This window comes from Pantoea sp. C1E2, assembly GCF_056491465.1.
This window is the reverse complement of record NZ_JBSZHT010000004.1, coordinates 577,626-590,865: the sequence shown is the minus strand read 5'-3', so window position 1 is coordinate 590,865 and position 13,240 is coordinate 577,626. Positions and strand designations below refer to the sequence as shown.

General features: G+C 55.0%; 15 protein-coding genes. 13 read left to right on the top strand and 2 right to left on the bottom strand.

All coding sequences use genetic code 11. The annotated features are described in order from the left end of the window. Positions 1-74: 74 nt before the first annotated feature. Positions 75-623 carry a helix-turn-helix domain-containing protein gene (locus tag ACXI0A_RS24335; protein ID WP_224932783.1) on the bottom strand — a complete coding sequence of 183 codons (549 nt, stop codon included), beginning with the start codon at positions 621-623 and terminating at the stop codon, positions 75-77. Positions 624-725: 102 nt separating this feature from the next. Between ACXI0A_RS24335 and ACXI0A_RS24330 the strand changes: the two genes are divergently transcribed. From ACXI0A_RS24330 to ACXI0A_RS24270, 13 genes are all read left to right on the top strand, one after another. Continuing rightward, a complete protein-coding gene (locus ACXI0A_RS24330; protein WP_097117625.1) occupies positions 726-1,400 on the top strand; it encodes an AzlC family ABC transporter permease in 675 nt (224 codons plus the stop codon). Further along, a complete protein-coding gene (locus ACXI0A_RS24325; protein WP_476146523.1) occupies positions 1,390-1,710 on the top strand; it encodes an AzlD domain-containing protein in 321 nt (106 codons plus the stop codon). Before ACXI0A_RS24330 ends, ACXI0A_RS24325 begins: the two co-directional genes overlap by 11 nt. 74 nt (positions 1,711-1,784) lie before the next feature. Continuing rightward, positions 1,785-2,255, top strand: coding sequence for a GNAT family N-acetyltransferase (locus ACXI0A_RS24320; RefSeq protein ID WP_224932781.1), 471 nt, complete (start codon positions 1,785-1,787; stop codon positions 2,253-2,255). A 34-nt stretch (positions 2,256-2,289) separates the two neighbouring features. Beyond that, positions 2,290-3,258 carry a magnesium/cobalt transporter CorA gene (gene corA / locus ACXI0A_RS24315; protein ID WP_476147144.1) on the top strand — a complete coding sequence of 323 codons (969 nt, stop codon included), beginning with the start codon at positions 2,290-2,292 and terminating at the stop codon, positions 3,256-3,258. Between the two features lie 337 nt (positions 3,259-3,595). Next, entirely contained in the window at positions 3,596-4,990 is a 1,395-nt protein-coding gene (locus ACXI0A_RS24310; RefSeq protein ID WP_476146525.1) for an amidase family protein, read from the top strand. Between the two features lie 65 nt (positions 4,991-5,055). Next, a complete protein-coding gene (locus ACXI0A_RS24305) occupies positions 5,056-5,853 on the top strand; it encodes a DeoR family transcriptional regulator (protein WP_476146527.1) in 798 nt (265 codons plus the stop codon). Then, a complete protein-coding gene (locus tag ACXI0A_RS24300; protein WP_476146529.1) occupies positions 5,792-7,075 on the top strand; it encodes an allantoate amidohydrolase in 1,284 nt (427 codons plus the stop codon). The genes ACXI0A_RS24305 and ACXI0A_RS24300 overlap by 62 nt, the downstream gene beginning before the upstream one ends. After that, positions 7,069-8,004 (top strand): phosphotransferase, encoded by a 936-nt coding sequence (locus tag ACXI0A_RS24295; RefSeq protein WP_476146531.1) that lies wholly within the window; start codon positions 7,069-7,071, stop codon positions 8,002-8,004. The genes ACXI0A_RS24300 and ACXI0A_RS24295 overlap by 7 nt, the downstream gene beginning before the upstream one ends. Continuing rightward, complete coding sequence (locus ACXI0A_RS24290) at positions 8,001-8,354, top strand: protein kinase family protein (RefSeq protein WP_476146532.1); 354 nt, start codon at positions 8,001-8,003, stop codon at positions 8,352-8,354. The genes ACXI0A_RS24295 and ACXI0A_RS24290 overlap by 4 nt, the downstream gene beginning before the upstream one ends. A gap of 21 nt (positions 8,355-8,375) precedes the next feature. Beyond that, positions 8,376-8,939, top strand: coding sequence for a phosphotransferase family protein (locus ACXI0A_RS24285; RefSeq protein WP_479485302.1), 564 nt, complete (start codon positions 8,376-8,378; stop codon positions 8,937-8,939). A gap of 172 nt (positions 8,940-9,111) precedes the next feature. Continuing rightward, positions 9,112-9,381 carry a hypothetical protein gene (locus ACXI0A_RS24280; protein WP_034822302.1) on the top strand — a complete coding sequence of 90 codons (270 nt, stop codon included), beginning with the start codon at positions 9,112-9,114 and terminating at the stop codon, positions 9,379-9,381. Continuing rightward, on the top strand, positions 9,378-10,904 hold the full coding sequence (locus ACXI0A_RS24275; RefSeq protein ID WP_476146537.1) for a sodium:solute symporter family transporter: 1,527 nt from the start codon (positions 9,378-9,380) through the stop codon (positions 10,902-10,904). The genes ACXI0A_RS24280 and ACXI0A_RS24275 overlap by 4 nt, the downstream gene beginning before the upstream one ends. A 63-nt stretch (positions 10,905-10,967) precedes the next feature. Beyond that, positions 10,968-11,663 carry a DJ-1/PfpI family protein gene (locus ACXI0A_RS24270; protein ID WP_476146538.1) on the top strand — a complete coding sequence of 232 codons (696 nt, stop codon included), beginning with the start codon at positions 10,968-10,970 and terminating at the stop codon, positions 11,661-11,663. Here ACXI0A_RS24270 and ACXI0A_RS24265 read toward each other — a convergent pair. Next, the gene (locus ACXI0A_RS24265; RefSeq protein WP_479485301.1) at positions 11,653-13,236 is read right to left on the bottom strand and encodes a cyclic peptide export ABC transporter; all 1,584 of its coding nucleotides are present in this window, start codon (positions 13,234-13,236) and stop codon (positions 11,653-11,655) included. The genes ACXI0A_RS24270 and ACXI0A_RS24265 overlap by 11 nt on opposite strands. Positions 13,237-13,240 lie beyond the last annotated feature (4 nt).

Here is a 13,240-nt window from a genome sequence, read left to right as displayed (position 1 = left end):
CGGCTAGCGAAAAACACAGCATGCCACTGTGTCCCGCGCCGATCATCGGGTTTGAATATAGGAAATTGTTATGACTAATTTTGCTCTGAAAGCTGCACCGCCATGGTATTCGCTTCCAGCGCTTCGAAGATGTGCGGTTCGTCAGCAGGGTAGCAGATGTAGTCGCCTGGATGAAGTTCTACCGGCGAATCGGTAGGCCCAACCAGGGCGCGACCTTGCGCGATGATAATGTGTTCAACTGAACCCGGTGGATGTGGATGAGAGGCGCGCGGTGCACCCGGCTGGCTGGTGATCAGATATAAATCACGACGACCGCCCGGCGGGCAGCTGGCAAGTAACGCGGCCTGGTAATCCGCGAGTTCAGCCGACACCATCATGCCCTCACCGCGACGGATCACCTGTAAACGCTTCACTTCCGGTTCCATCAAACGGGCGAAAGGAATATTGAGCGCCACGCACAGTGACCATAACGTCTCAATACTGGGATTGCCGTTGCCCGCTTCCAGTTGGGAAAGCGTGGATTTCGCGATACCGGCGCGGCGGGCGACTTCGGTTAAGGAGAGTCCGGCACGCTGGCGTTCGCGCACTAATCCAGCAGAGATAAGATCGATCGGTGGCGTCACAATTACTCCTGTTCTTTATATCGAACGTTTTGTTCATCTTGTAAAACAATTCGGGCGCGTTCATTATAACGGCTTTCCTGTTCGATATGAGATCAAATTGTGATGCGTCTGGGTGCAGTGCCGCTTGATCGCGGCGTATTAAAAGCGATTTTCCTGGTTTGCCTGGCCGACGGTATTGTCGGACTTTCTTACGGTTCGCTGGCGGCGGCGGATGGTTTTCCGCTATGGGTGCCCATCGCGCTCTCGACGATGGTACTGGCAGGCGCATCCGAGTTTCTTTTCATCGGCATTGTGGCCGGTGGTGGCAGCCCATTAACGGCAGCGGCGGCAGGTTTGCTGGTCAATGCGCGTCATTTACCTTTTGGTATTGCGGTGAAAGATCTGGTCGGGCAGGGCGGACGCAGTTTGCTGGGTTGCCATATCATGAATGACGAAAGCGTGGTGTTTGGCATTTCGCAAAAGACGCTTTCCCAGCGACGCGCCGCATACTGGGTGTGTGGTTTAGGGATTTTTGCTATCTGGCCGCTCAGCGTGGTGTGCGGCGCATTTATCGGGCGCTTCATTCCTGATGTCTCGGCGATTGGTCTGGATGCGGTTTTCCCTGCCATTCTGATCGCGCTGATCTTTCCCGCTTTGCGTCAACGTCGCACGCGTATTCCGGCCACGCTGGGCACCGCATTATCAGTGCTCGCCACGCCGTTTGTCCCGGCGGGAATGCCGGTATTGTTTTCTTTATTGGGCTTGCTGAGCTGGCGGGAGCGCAAAAATGCACAATAACCTCGTGATTGCCGGGATCGTACTGCTGGCCGTCGGTACGTATGTGATGCGTTTCGCCGGTTACCGTTTGGGAAGCCGTATGCCGATGTCAGAATCGGTGCGTAATATGCTCTCGGATGCTGCTACTGTGCTGTTGCTGTCGGTTGCCGTCACCACCGCACTGTTTGAAGGCAGCCACTTTGCGGGTATCGCGCGTATAGCCGGCGTGTTGTTTGCCGTATTTCTCGCCTGGCGCCGTACGCCGTTGATTTTAGTGATTGTTGGCGCGGCCGTGATGACGGCATTGCTGCGTTATTTTGGTGTGCCTTAAGCCAAAAAGAACAAACGTGCGGCAAGGGTTTTGCTAATGTGGGATTTCCTTATTCATCACACAGAGAAGAATCCATGACACCGCGCTTAGCGCTTCCACATGAAGCCGCCGACTTGTGGCGTATTCGCAATCTCGCGATTCGCGATGGCTGCCAGTCAGTTTATCCGCCTGAAGTGATTGCCGCATGGACGCCTGACGCGTTGCCGGCAGGTTACTTTGAGGCGATTAAGGGCAATCCTTTCTATGTGATCGACGATCCTGAGTTGGGCGCTGCCGCTACGGGCTTCCTCGATCTCAAAAGCGGCAGCGTAGAAGCCATTTTTACCCTGCCAGCCTGCAACGGAAAAGGCTACGCCAGCGCCATTATGAACGCGATCATCGCGGAAGCCCGCCAGCGCGGTTTTCGGCACCTCACTTTAGCCGCAACGCCCAATGCCAGCGGCTTCTATCTGCGCCATGGCTTTAGCACGGTGCGTGAGGCCTTATATCCTTCCGCTTTAGCGAAAGCCGATCTCCCCTGCGTCGAAATGATACTGACACTATGATTACGTAAGTGAAAACAACATGGACAGCGCCAAAATGGTGATTAACTGTGTGGCTTATCGCCACGGCAAACGTGAAGAGCATGTCGATGTCGCCGACATCAGCGAAGTACTTAAAGATGAGAGTGCCTTTATCTGGCTGGGATTGAATCAACCTGAACCGGGTTTTATGCAGACGTTGCAGGAAGAGTTTGGACTGCATGAGTTATCGATTGAGGATGCGCTGGTGGCCCATCAGCGCCCGAAGATTGAGCAGTACGGCGAGTCAGTATTTATCGTAGTGAAAACGGCGCATCTCGACGATCAGCAGCGCATTAGCTTTGGTGAAACCCATTTTTTCCTCGGTAAAAACTTCCTGATCACCGTCCGCCACGGTTCGTCTGAGGGCTATGCGGCGATTCGCGCCAGGGCAGAAAAAAACCACACCATGTTGTGTCAGGGACCGGGTTACGCGTTTTACTGCATCCTCGACTTTATCGTTGACCACTACAGCAAAATAACCGAATCACTCAGCGAACGTATCGGTACGCTGGAAGAGGGCATGTTTACCACCCGTTTTGACAGCAAAACGCTGGAGGATGTCTATCATCTGAGGCGCGAACTGCTGGCACTACGTAATGCCGCGATGCCGGTGACGGAAATTTGTGCCCAGCTGGCGCGTTTTCACGAGGACATTATCCCGAAGAACCTGCGTGCTTACCTGCGCGATGTTCAGGATCATGCACATCACGTGATGATTGATGCTGAAGACATGCGCGAAATGCTGACCAGCGCGATGCAGGTCAATCTGGCGCTGGTGTCGGTTCAGCAGAGCGAAGTGAATAAAAAGCTGGCGGGCTGGGGTGCGGTGCTGATCGTTCCGACGATCGTCTTTAGCATGTACGGCATGAACTTCTCAGACATGCCCGAACTGAAAACCCACTTTGGTTATCCCGCGGTGCTGATCGTGACGCTGGCGATCTGCGGCCTGATGTGGTCGCGCTTTAAAAAAGCAGGATGGCTGTAATCTTTTTATCAGATGACTTTATTATCACTGCGCTGGTGATAGCGGCGCAGTGAACTGAGATCCCCATCCACACATTTCCCTGAGCGATTCACCTGCAACTGAGTCACTGAGCGGCTTGTCGCGCAAAACCTTCATCCAATTGCCACGGGTTTGTCATTTTGCTGTTTTTTTCATCATCATCTTTTCCTATATCAACACCAGATTAAATACAACATATCCCACATTAACCACACAACCCGGTCTTGCTTCATTCGCCAACTATTGCCACTATCGCTGGATAGTGATGCCAGAAATGTAGAGTGTAACCATGGCGGTGGAGCAGAATTTATCTAACTTGATGCCTGATGTTATTGGCGCGGCGCAGCAGATTCGTCGCGGTGATATCAGCAGTGAAACGCTGGTGGGGAATTGCCTTAAGCAAATTAAAACCCACAATCCCACATTGAATGCCTTTGGCGATGTTTACGATGAGCAGGCGTTGGAAGACGCTAAAAACTGCGACCGCGAACGTCAGTCTGGCAAGAGTCGGGGTCCACTGCATGGTGTGCCGTTCGGCGTAAAAGATCTGTTCTCAACGGCTGGGTTACGCACGACCAAAGGTTCACTTACCTCACTGGATAACATGCCAGAAAGTGACGCGCCAATTATTGAGCGATTGAAGGCGGCGGGAGCGATCATTATTGGCAAAACTGCGACCACCGAGTTTGGCTGGACCGGATCAAGCTATTCACGAGTGTTCGGCCATGGGCGTAATCCGTGGAACCCGGCGTTAACCAGCGGCGGTTCCAGTTCGGGATCGGCAATCAGTGTGGCGGCACGCATGGTGCCCGCGGCGTTGGGCTCTGACGGTGGCGGATCGGTGCGTATCCCCGGCGCCTTTTGTGGCATTTTCGCCCTTAAAGCCTCGCTGGGACGCATTCCAACCTGGCCGTGGTCTGCAACTGAAATGCTCAGCCATGCCGGACCGATGACGCGTACGGTTCGTGATAGCGCGCTGCTGTTTGATCTGCTATCGGGACCGGATGCGCGCGACCATCAGGCGCTGCCAGCCAAAAATGAATCCTGGCTTGCACGCTGCGACCAGCCGTTGCCTGCGCTACGTGTGCATTACAGTCCAACGCTGTTTAACACACCGGTCGATGATCACATTGCGCGTTGCGTCGAACAGGCGGTAGAGCAGATTGCCCATTCGTTACCGGTTAGGCTCACGGCACGTCCTCTTGACTGGTCATCACCTTTCGAGACATTTGACACCCTATGGAGCGGCGGGCGCGGTGTGGCTTATGGAGCCGCACTGCAGCAGCAGCTCGACCAGCTCGATCCGGGCTTTGCCGCGCTGATTGAGCGCGCGCAGCGCCTGAATCTGGCTGACTACCTGGCAGCGCAAAAACAGCGTGCGGCGTTTGCCGGGCAGGTGCACGCCTTACTTGACAGCGTGGATTTACTGATCACGCCTACATTGCCGGTTATGCCGTTCGCGGCCGATCGCCACGTGCCGGAAAACCAGGTGCCGGGCGACAGCGGAGTGGAGTGGGCGCGCTGGACGCCTTTCACCTGGCCGTTCAATTTGAGTGGTAATCCGGCGGCGACGATTCCCTGTGGTTTCACCCCACAAGGTTTACCGGTGGGCTTGCAGGTGATCGGCCGACGTTATGCGGAAGGCGACGTATTGCAGTTCTGCGCGGCGCTCGAAGCGCTGATGCCGTGGGACCAACATCAACCTTCTCTGTAAGGCGCGGCCTTGAGACCGTCCGAAAGGTATACTGCGGTTTTGGCCTCTAAAAACAGAAGGTAAGCATGATTAATCAGCCACGACTGGATGAAATAAAACGGATTTTACACCACGACAAACGGGTGCGCGTGACGGAACTGGCGCAGAAATTCGTGGTGTCAGAAGAGACGATTCGCCGCGATCTTAAATATCTGGAAGAGCAAAGCGTGTTACGGCGTGTGCACGGTGGTGCCATTTTACCGGTTCCCAGCGAGGAGCAGCCTTTACAGATTCGCAGCCGTATCAAGCCGCGTGCTAAAGCGCGTATAGGTCAACTGGCAAGCGAATTAGTGGAAGAGGGGATGGCACTGTTTCTGGATACCGGCACCTCAACGCTGGCACTGGCACAGCAACTGACCCGCTTCTCGCGTTTGAAGGTTTTTACGAACTCAATGGATATCGCCGCGCTGCTAACGCAGCAAAGCGACAACGCTGTCACGCTAACACCAGGGCGCGTTCGGCGAAATGATAACGCACTGATTGGCCCCCATACGCTGGAGTTCGCGCGCCAATTCCACTACGACATTGCCTTTATGGGCATTGGTGCGGTGGATCGGGACAACGGTTTTATGGATTACGAAGAGCCTGAGGCGTTATTAAGGCGCGTGCTGAGCACGCACTGTCGCCAGAGTGTGATTCTGGCAGATGAAGGCAAATTTGGACTGCGAACCTTTGTGAATACGCTGCCGTTTAGCGCGGTCGATACCTTAGTGACGAATGCGCGACCCGCGGCAGCTTTTGTAATGAGTCTGGAGAGTGCCCATGTCAACATCCTCCATCCCGGTAATGCCGCGGATGACACCGCAAGATTATCAGGCGTTTGATGCGCTGTTTGCCCTGAGCAGCAGTATAGGTGCAACGCCAGCAGGCGGCTTACACCGCCTGACGGCTTCCGCTGCGGATAAGCAAATGCGCGATGCTTTTTGTACCTGGCTGACGCAACAAGGTTTCCACATTCACGTGGATGAAATTGGCAATATCTTTGGTCTGATGACGCTTTGCGAAGGCGCGCCATGGGTGCTGTGCGGTTCGCATCTGGATAGCCAACCGCTGGGTGGACGTTTTGATGGTGCTTACGGTGTGACCGCTGCGGCGGTGACCATTGCTACGCTGGCTCGCCAGCTACGCGGCCAACCGAAAACCGCGCAACGTAACCTCGCGGTGGTGAACTGGACCAATGAAGAGGGCGCGCGCTTTCAACCCAGCCTGACCGGCAGTTCAGTGTTTACCGGTGCACTCTCGCTGGAGCAGGCTCTGGCGTGTTGCGATGGTGAAGGCATCTCGCTACAAACGGCTTTGCAAAGCATTGGTTATTGCGGAACGACGTTACCGGATCTGACAGTGGCGGCCTATTGCGAACTGCATGTTGAGCAAGGTCCACATCTTGAATTGCAGCAGAAACAGATAGGCGTAGTGACAGAAACCTGGGCGGCACTCAAATGGCAGGTGACGTTTCGCGGAGAGCAAAACCATACCGGCCCGGCATTGATGGATCGCCGGCGGGATGCACTGCTGGCGGCAGCGCACACCATTGTGGCGGTGCGTGCCGAGGCCGAACGTTATGGCGAAGCGCTGCACACCTCGGTGGGACGCCTGGATACCGCGCCTAATTCGCCTAATGTAGTGACTTCCGAGGCCACCTTATTTATAGAGTTTCGTTCTGCTGATGAAGCACTGTTGAGCCAATTGCGCGACAGCTTCAGCCAGCAAATGCAATCGATTGCGCAGATCACTGCCACCGATGTCAGTCTCGACCGCGCACAGTATCGTCCACGGCAGCAGTTACATTCGGCATTCAGTGAACTCGCCTTAGCGCAGGCGGAAAAACTTGGGCTGAAAGCGATGCCAATGCGTTCGGTGGCAGGTCACGATGCGATTAGCATGAGCTATCACTGCCCAAGTACATTGCTGTTTGTCCCCAGCGCGGGCGGCCTTTCGCACAATGAACGTGAATTCACCGCCATCGCCGACCTGCATCGCGGTATCGATATGCTGATGGCACTGCTGAGTGAGCTCTGCCTGAAAGGGGAGGACGCCTTATGTTGATACGTCTACAGCAAGCGCTGACGAGTTGGCAGCCGGCGCAATCGTTCGATATTCAGCTCGGTACCGCAGGCGTGGCCTCGCCGCATCGGCTGGCGACGGAGTGGGCCGGATTTCGCCTTAAGTCAGCGGGTCAAACCTATTACGCCAAGGTGCTGCTCGATGATCAGAAGGCATTGATTGATTTCCAGCGCAGCGCCGAAACGAGTCGGCAGGCAGGTGAGTTGGGCATCGCCCCGGCGCTGTGTCACGCCGATCCGCACAACAGCGTACTGATCTTTGCGGCGCTGGATGACGGCTTCCGCTGGGCGCGATTGGATGACTTACGCAATCCGCATCACTTTGCCAGCCTGACCCGCACGCTGGATAAATTACACCACTCAGGTTTGCCGCTGCCATTACACAGCCGCCAGAAGGATATGTTGCAGCTTCGTTTGCTGCTGGAAACGCACGGCGTGCACCAGCCAGAAGAGCTGCAGTGGATGGGTGAATGTGTCGATTTGGCGTGGGAAGCACTCAATGCCGCGTCCTATATACCCGTGTTAATCCACGGCGACAACATCGCCAGTAACTGGATGGTCAACGCTCAGGGTGAATGGCGCTTACTGGACTTTGATTACGCTGCACGGGGCGATGCCTGGCACGATATCGCGACGCTCATCCACGAACAACTGCCCACTGACGATCGCTGGCGTGATGCCATTCGTGCGTGGCGTGGTGATTGCAGCGAGGCCGATGTGGCGCGTTGTCGCTTGTATGCGCTGGTTGATGATTACCACTGGACGCTGTGGGGCGTGCTGAACGGTGCCACCAGCCCGCGGGGTCTCGAGTTTGCCAAGCTCGGTCAGTGGATGCTGTTACGCTGCCGCCAGAGCCTGAGCGATCCCCGTTTTGAACGTTGGTTAAACCTGACTGCGGAGCAGGCAAAATGAGCAGATCTCTGGGTGAAGCGCAAAGCTGGCAGGAACAGCGGGTCGAACAAGCCATCAAGGCGATGCCGGAATGGCAGGGCAGGGCGGTGCAGTATCGTCCGGTAAGTGGGGGTATTTCCAACGCCAACTGGCACGTGGCGGTAGAAGGCGCGCCTTGCGCTTATTTCGTCAAGATTCCCGGCGAAGGCACCGAGCGCTTTATTAATCGTGACACCGCGCATGAAGCCAGCCTGAAAGCCGCGCAAACCGGCTACGGCGTGCCGGTGGTGGCGTATCTGTGCGATCTTGGCGTGGAGGTATTTGAGTTCATTGATGGCTGGCGCGCCTCGTCAAACCTCGACTTCCAGTAATCTGCGATTCGCCATCGTGCGTTGCAGGGCTTGAAAAGCTTCAACGATCAGCCATTGCTCAAGCAGAATAAAACGGTATTCGACATGCTAAACGAACATATTGAGCAAGTCAGTGCACTCAATGTCCCGTTTTCTGCTGATTCTGCCTGGTTGCACAAGCAGGCACAGCGCGCGCAGCAGGCGTTAGAAGCGGCGGGATTAGATTTGGTGCCGTGCATGAATGACACGCTGGCGGGTAACTTCATGCTTAACGCGCAAAACGATGTCCGCCTGGTCGATTTTGAATACGCATCAAATAATGATCGCTGTTATGAATTAGCGCTGTGGTTTGGCGAAATGTTTTTTACCCCGAAAATAGAACAAGAATTACTGGAGGACTATTTCGGCAAAGTGGATGCGGCATTATTTGCTCGCGTGCAAATTCATAAATATCTGGCGGATATGAAATGGTCAACCTGGGCCATTATTCAACATCATGTGGCCGATATCGATTTTGATTTTTCGAAATATGGTGCCTGGAAGCATTTACGTGCGCGCAGCGTGCTGAATCATCCCGACTGGGAAAACTGGCTGCGCGCGTTGTAAGTACCACCTAAAGAGCTTAAGTCCTTGTAAGATAGTCTGTAACACTATCCGTCCGTCGTATTTTCGGACAGTGCTTTTTGCTGTCTGCTGTTGAGGTTACACCAAAGGGGAAATGCTGATATTCAGCAGGTAAAGGAGTGCGCAACCGTCAAGTAATATTGAGGAGGTTATTATGAGTTCGATGGTCATGGCGCAGCAATTACGCGCCCGCATAAGCATTAAAAATAAAATCTTCGCCCTATACCTGTTGGCATTATTGCTGCTGGCACTTTGTCCACCGCTTTATTTAAGCGTCAGCGGAAGTAGCGCGTTATTACTGGGGATACCTCTGCCGATCGTTTATTGGCTCGCGATTGCGGTATTCCTTGGTGTGGGATTATGGGTTATGTATCTGGCGGAATGCGCGTTTGGCGAAATTCCGGATGATGAGGAAGTCGCATGAAAATCAACGCAGCAGAACCCCATTATTTAATTACCTTTGGCATGATTGGCCTGTTCCTGGCGATCATGATTGCCGTGCTGTATGCCACCAACCGTAAAAGCACCTCATTTTCTGATTACGCCGTCGGCGGTCGATCCTATGGGCCGTGGTATATCGCCATGAGTTATACCAACTCGTGGTGGCCGGGAGCGACCTTCACCGCTTTCTTCTCACTATCGGTGAGCGGGGTGATCGGCTTCTATGGCGCGGTGTACTCGACGCTCGGCGTGACGGCCATGTATTTAATGGCGCGCCGCGCATGGAAATGGGGCCAGCACTTTAATCTGACGACGCAACCCGATCTGCTCGGTATGCGTTTCAATAGCCCGGCGGTGAAACGTGTGGCGTCGATTATCGGCATCATCTGTGTATTCCCGTGGGTAGTGATGGGCATACAGGCACTGGCGTTGTTGGTTGAGTTTGCCAGTTTTGGTCGCTGGAGTGTCACCACCTGCCTCATCGCGGGCGTGTTGCTGATTCTGGTGCGTCAGTACTGGACTGTCAGCATGGGCATGCGCGGTTTGATCATGACGGATATGTATCAGGGCATCATCGCTTATGGTTTGGGCGCGCTGGTGTGCGTGGTGCTGCTGTTTGGTGGCGATCATGGCTTCGGCCAACTGGCGACGTTGCCACCAGCGATGCTGCAGATTCCGGGCGCGGAGGGTTCGCATTATGGTCCCTGGTATATGTTCAGCCTCATCTTCACTGGCGTGATTGGGTCAATGTGCTGGCCGATGAGCTTCCAGCGCATTTATACCGCCAGCGGCATCCGTGCGGTCAAGAAAGGCACCTTGCTGACGATTCTGCTGGTGGGCGGTTTCTATGCCATCTTGATGCTGTTCGCCACGGCGGTCAGTCAGGATCCTAACGTGCAGGCCAATCCACAAAATGGTTTCTTCACGGCGCTGTTTGATCAAGGCGGCCCGTGGTTGCTGGCGTTGGCGCTGGTGATTGTTCTTGCTGCCAGTATTGGTCACGTTGATGGATGCGTGCAGGTATGTGGTACGCAGTTTGCCAACGATCTGGCGACCTGGAATAAACCGCGTAGCGATCGTCAACTGACGGTGCTGGCTAAATCGGGCATGGTGGTATTTATTGTCGCTGCCGCGCTCTTGGCGTACTTCACCTTCAACTATTCCCGTTTACAGCTGCTGGCGCAGATCTCCTATCAGGGGATCATTCAGCTGGCGGTGCCATTGTTCTTTGGCATCTTTAGCCGCTTTGGTAACAAACAAGGTGCGCTAATGGGCATGATGACCGGGATTATTATCGCTATCGTGCTCACCGTGTTCTTCCCGGATGACATACCGGCGCTTGGCTCGCTGACCAGCGGCATCGTTGGCCTGGCGGGTAACGTGGCGGTGTTTGTGGTGTGTGGTGTGCTGATCCCGGTTGACGACAAAGAGAAAGCCCGTGTCGAAGCTTTGTTCGCGCTGGCTGATGGCGTGAAAGCACCGGTGGCAAAACCGCTGATGAATTAACCCGTTGCATTCATTTTCGTATCAAGGCCATGATAACGCTCTGCCCCCTACTCGGAGCCTATTATGGCCGTCTCTTCGCCGTTCAATATTGGTCTGCTGCTGTTCCCTCATCTCACTCAACTCGATCTCACCGGTCCGTGGGAAGTCTTTGCTCGCATGCCCGGCGTGAACAATTATCTCATCTGGAAGGATCGGCAACCGGTGATGTCCGACCGTGGTTTAGCCATTGTGCCGACCACAACTTTTTCCGAGTGTCCTCCTCTGGACCTGATCTGCATCCCCGGCGGTCCGGGACAAATAGCGCTGATGGATGATGAAGAGACGCTGGATTTTGTGCGGCAAAAGGCCGAACAAGCCCAATGGGTGACATCGGTATGTACCGGTTCACTGGTGCTAGGAGCCGCGGGTTTATTGCAGGGATATCGTGCCACTTCGCATTGGGGATCGCTGGATCAGCTCAGCTTGTTGGGTGCAACGCCGGTGGCTGAACGCGTGGTACGTGACCGAAATCGGATAACCGGCGCGGGTGTCACGTCTGGGATCGATTTCGCCCTCACCGTAGCGGAAGAACTGTTTGGCCGCGACGTGGCGGAAAACATTCAGCTGCAGATGGAGTACGATCCCGCGCCACCGTTTCATGCGGGTTCACCGCGCAGCGCCTCGCCCGAACGACTGGCGCAGGCGCAAAAGCAGATGCATGACTTTATTACTCGCCGTCGCGAGGCCACAGAAGCTGCTGCCGCCAGGCTTAAGCGCTAACTAACTGCCCCAGTTCCAGCTTCAAACAGCGATCGGCGAGGTGGAAATAGCGATCGTCATGAGTGATCACCAGAACGGTTTTTCCTCGCGCTTTCAGCGCGGGGAGCAGCTGGTGGTAAAACACCTCGCGAAACGCCGGATCCTGATCGGCGGCCCATTCATCAAACAGATAAAATGGACGATTTTCCAGCCACGCCACCAGCAGCGCCAGACGTTTACGCTGCCCGGTGGAGAGCGCCAGCGTAGAGAAAGTGCCTTCCACCAGCGTCACTTTGCGGGTTAATTGCAGGGCATCCAGCAGGCCGTGCGCCTCGTCATTCCAGCGCGTGCTGTCGATGCCTTGCAAATCCTCAAACAGATGAAAATCATTAAACACGGCAGAAAATAGCTGACGAAAACTGGCGCGATTGCTCTCATTGATCACTTCACCGTCCAGCAGCAGTTGGCCGCTATCCGCCTGATATAAGCCGGTGAGCAGTCGTGCCAGCGTGGTTTTACCGCTGCCGTTGCCGCCCGTCAGATACACCAGCTCACCGGGACGAAACTGCAATGAGAGTGGGCCGAGCTGAAATGCTTCATGCTGAAAGGTGATGTCGCGCAGTTCCAGCTGATGGAAACTGAGCGGCGGTGCAGCAAAGGTTGTTTGCTCAGGGGGCAACTGTTGCTGCATGGCTTGAATGCGTTTGAGTGCAACCTGCGTTAGGGTCAGGCCGGGCAGGGCGGCGAGCGCTGTCTCAATCGGCACGATCATATAAAGAAATACCATTGCGAAACCTGACATCGCCGTGCCGTGCAGATCCAGCATGCTGGCGAGTAAAAACATCACCACGCCAATGAAGGCAAAAAAGAAGACGCTGGCCCAAATGTTGGCCAGTGCATACAGCACGTAACCGCGCGTACGCTCCACGCGCACCTGCTCGATGGTAATGAAGAGTTTGTTATGCAGAAATGCCTGTTTGCGCAGGGCGTGTAAGCGCAGTTCTTTCGCGCCGCTGAACAGCGCGCTTACCTCACCAGTCAGCGTCTCTTCACGCTGACGTGACTGGCGCATCAGTTGTAAGGCGCGCCGATGCACTCCACTGTAACCGAGTGAGCCTATCAACACCGTGATAAGTGCAATGACCATCACGGTCAGCGACAGATAACCGAGATAGCCCATGCAGCCGATGATTACCGCCAGCGACATGACAAAACCCGGCAAGGCAATAAAGAACACCACCACCTGGTCGAGATCCTGCGTCAAAACGCTGAGGGCACGCGGCATGCCGTGCTGTTCCAGATCGGCATAACCGGCATCCGCTACTTGCTGGACCAGCTTGCGGCGCAACTCGGCTTTGCAGCGCTGACCCATTGCCATAAACAGGGATTGACTCAGGGTGCGCGTGCCCAGCATCAGCAGCGCCAGCAGGGCAAACTGCCACGCCAGTTGCCAGCGTTGCGCATCTGTTGCGCTTAATCCCTGATTGATCAATGCCAGCAGCGCCGCATTGCTCAAGCCACCGATCACGCTACAGGCCAGCGCGACAAAAAACAGCGCACCGGCAGTGCGCAGTAACATCAAATAAATCGACACCTTA

What these genes read in the sequence shown, in the direction of transcription:
- ACXI0A_RS24310 (WP_476146525.1), top strand. Translation starts at nt 3,596, where the DNA reads ATGCCTGATGTTATTGGCGCGGCGCAGCAGATTCGTCGCGGTGATATC.
- ACXI0A_RS24275 (WP_476146537.1), top strand. Translation starts at nt 9,378, where the DNA reads ATGAAAATCAACGCAGCAGAACCCCATTATTTAATTACCTTTGGCATG.
- ACXI0A_RS24320 (WP_224932781.1), top strand. Translation starts at nt 1,785, where the DNA reads ATGACACCGCGCTTAGCGCTTCCACATGAAGCCGCCGACTTGTGGCGT.
- ACXI0A_RS24330 (WP_097117625.1), top strand. Translation starts at nt 726, where the DNA reads ATGCGTCTGGGTGCAGTGCCGCTTGATCGCGGCGTATTAAAAGCGATT.
- corA (WP_476147144.1), top strand. Translation starts at nt 2,290, where the DNA reads ATGGTGATTAACTGTGTGGCTTATCGCCACGGCAAACGTGAAGAGCAT.
- ACXI0A_RS24305 (WP_476146527.1), top strand. Translation starts at nt 5,056, where the DNA reads ATGATTAATCAGCCACGACTGGATGAAATAAAACGGATTTTACACCAC.
- ACXI0A_RS24300 (WP_476146529.1), top strand. Translation starts at nt 5,792, where the DNA reads ATGTCAACATCCTCCATCCCGGTAATGCCGCGGATGACACCGCAAGAT.
- ACXI0A_RS24290 (WP_476146532.1), top strand. Translation starts at nt 8,001, where the DNA reads ATGAGCAGATCTCTGGGTGAAGCGCAAAGCTGGCAGGAACAGCGGGTC.
- ACXI0A_RS24280 (WP_034822302.1), top strand. Translation starts at nt 9,112, where the DNA reads ATGAGTTCGATGGTCATGGCGCAGCAATTACGCGCCCGCATAAGCATT.
- ACXI0A_RS24325 (WP_476146523.1), top strand. Translation starts at nt 1,390, where the DNA reads ATGCACAATAACCTCGTGATTGCCGGGATCGTACTGCTGGCCGTCGGT.
- ACXI0A_RS24295 (WP_476146531.1), top strand. Translation starts at nt 7,069, where the DNA reads ATGTTGATACGTCTACAGCAAGCGCTGACGAGTTGGCAGCCGGCGCAA.
- ACXI0A_RS24270 (WP_476146538.1), top strand. Translation starts at nt 10,968, where the DNA reads ATGGCCGTCTCTTCGCCGTTCAATATTGGTCTGCTGCTGTTCCCTCAT.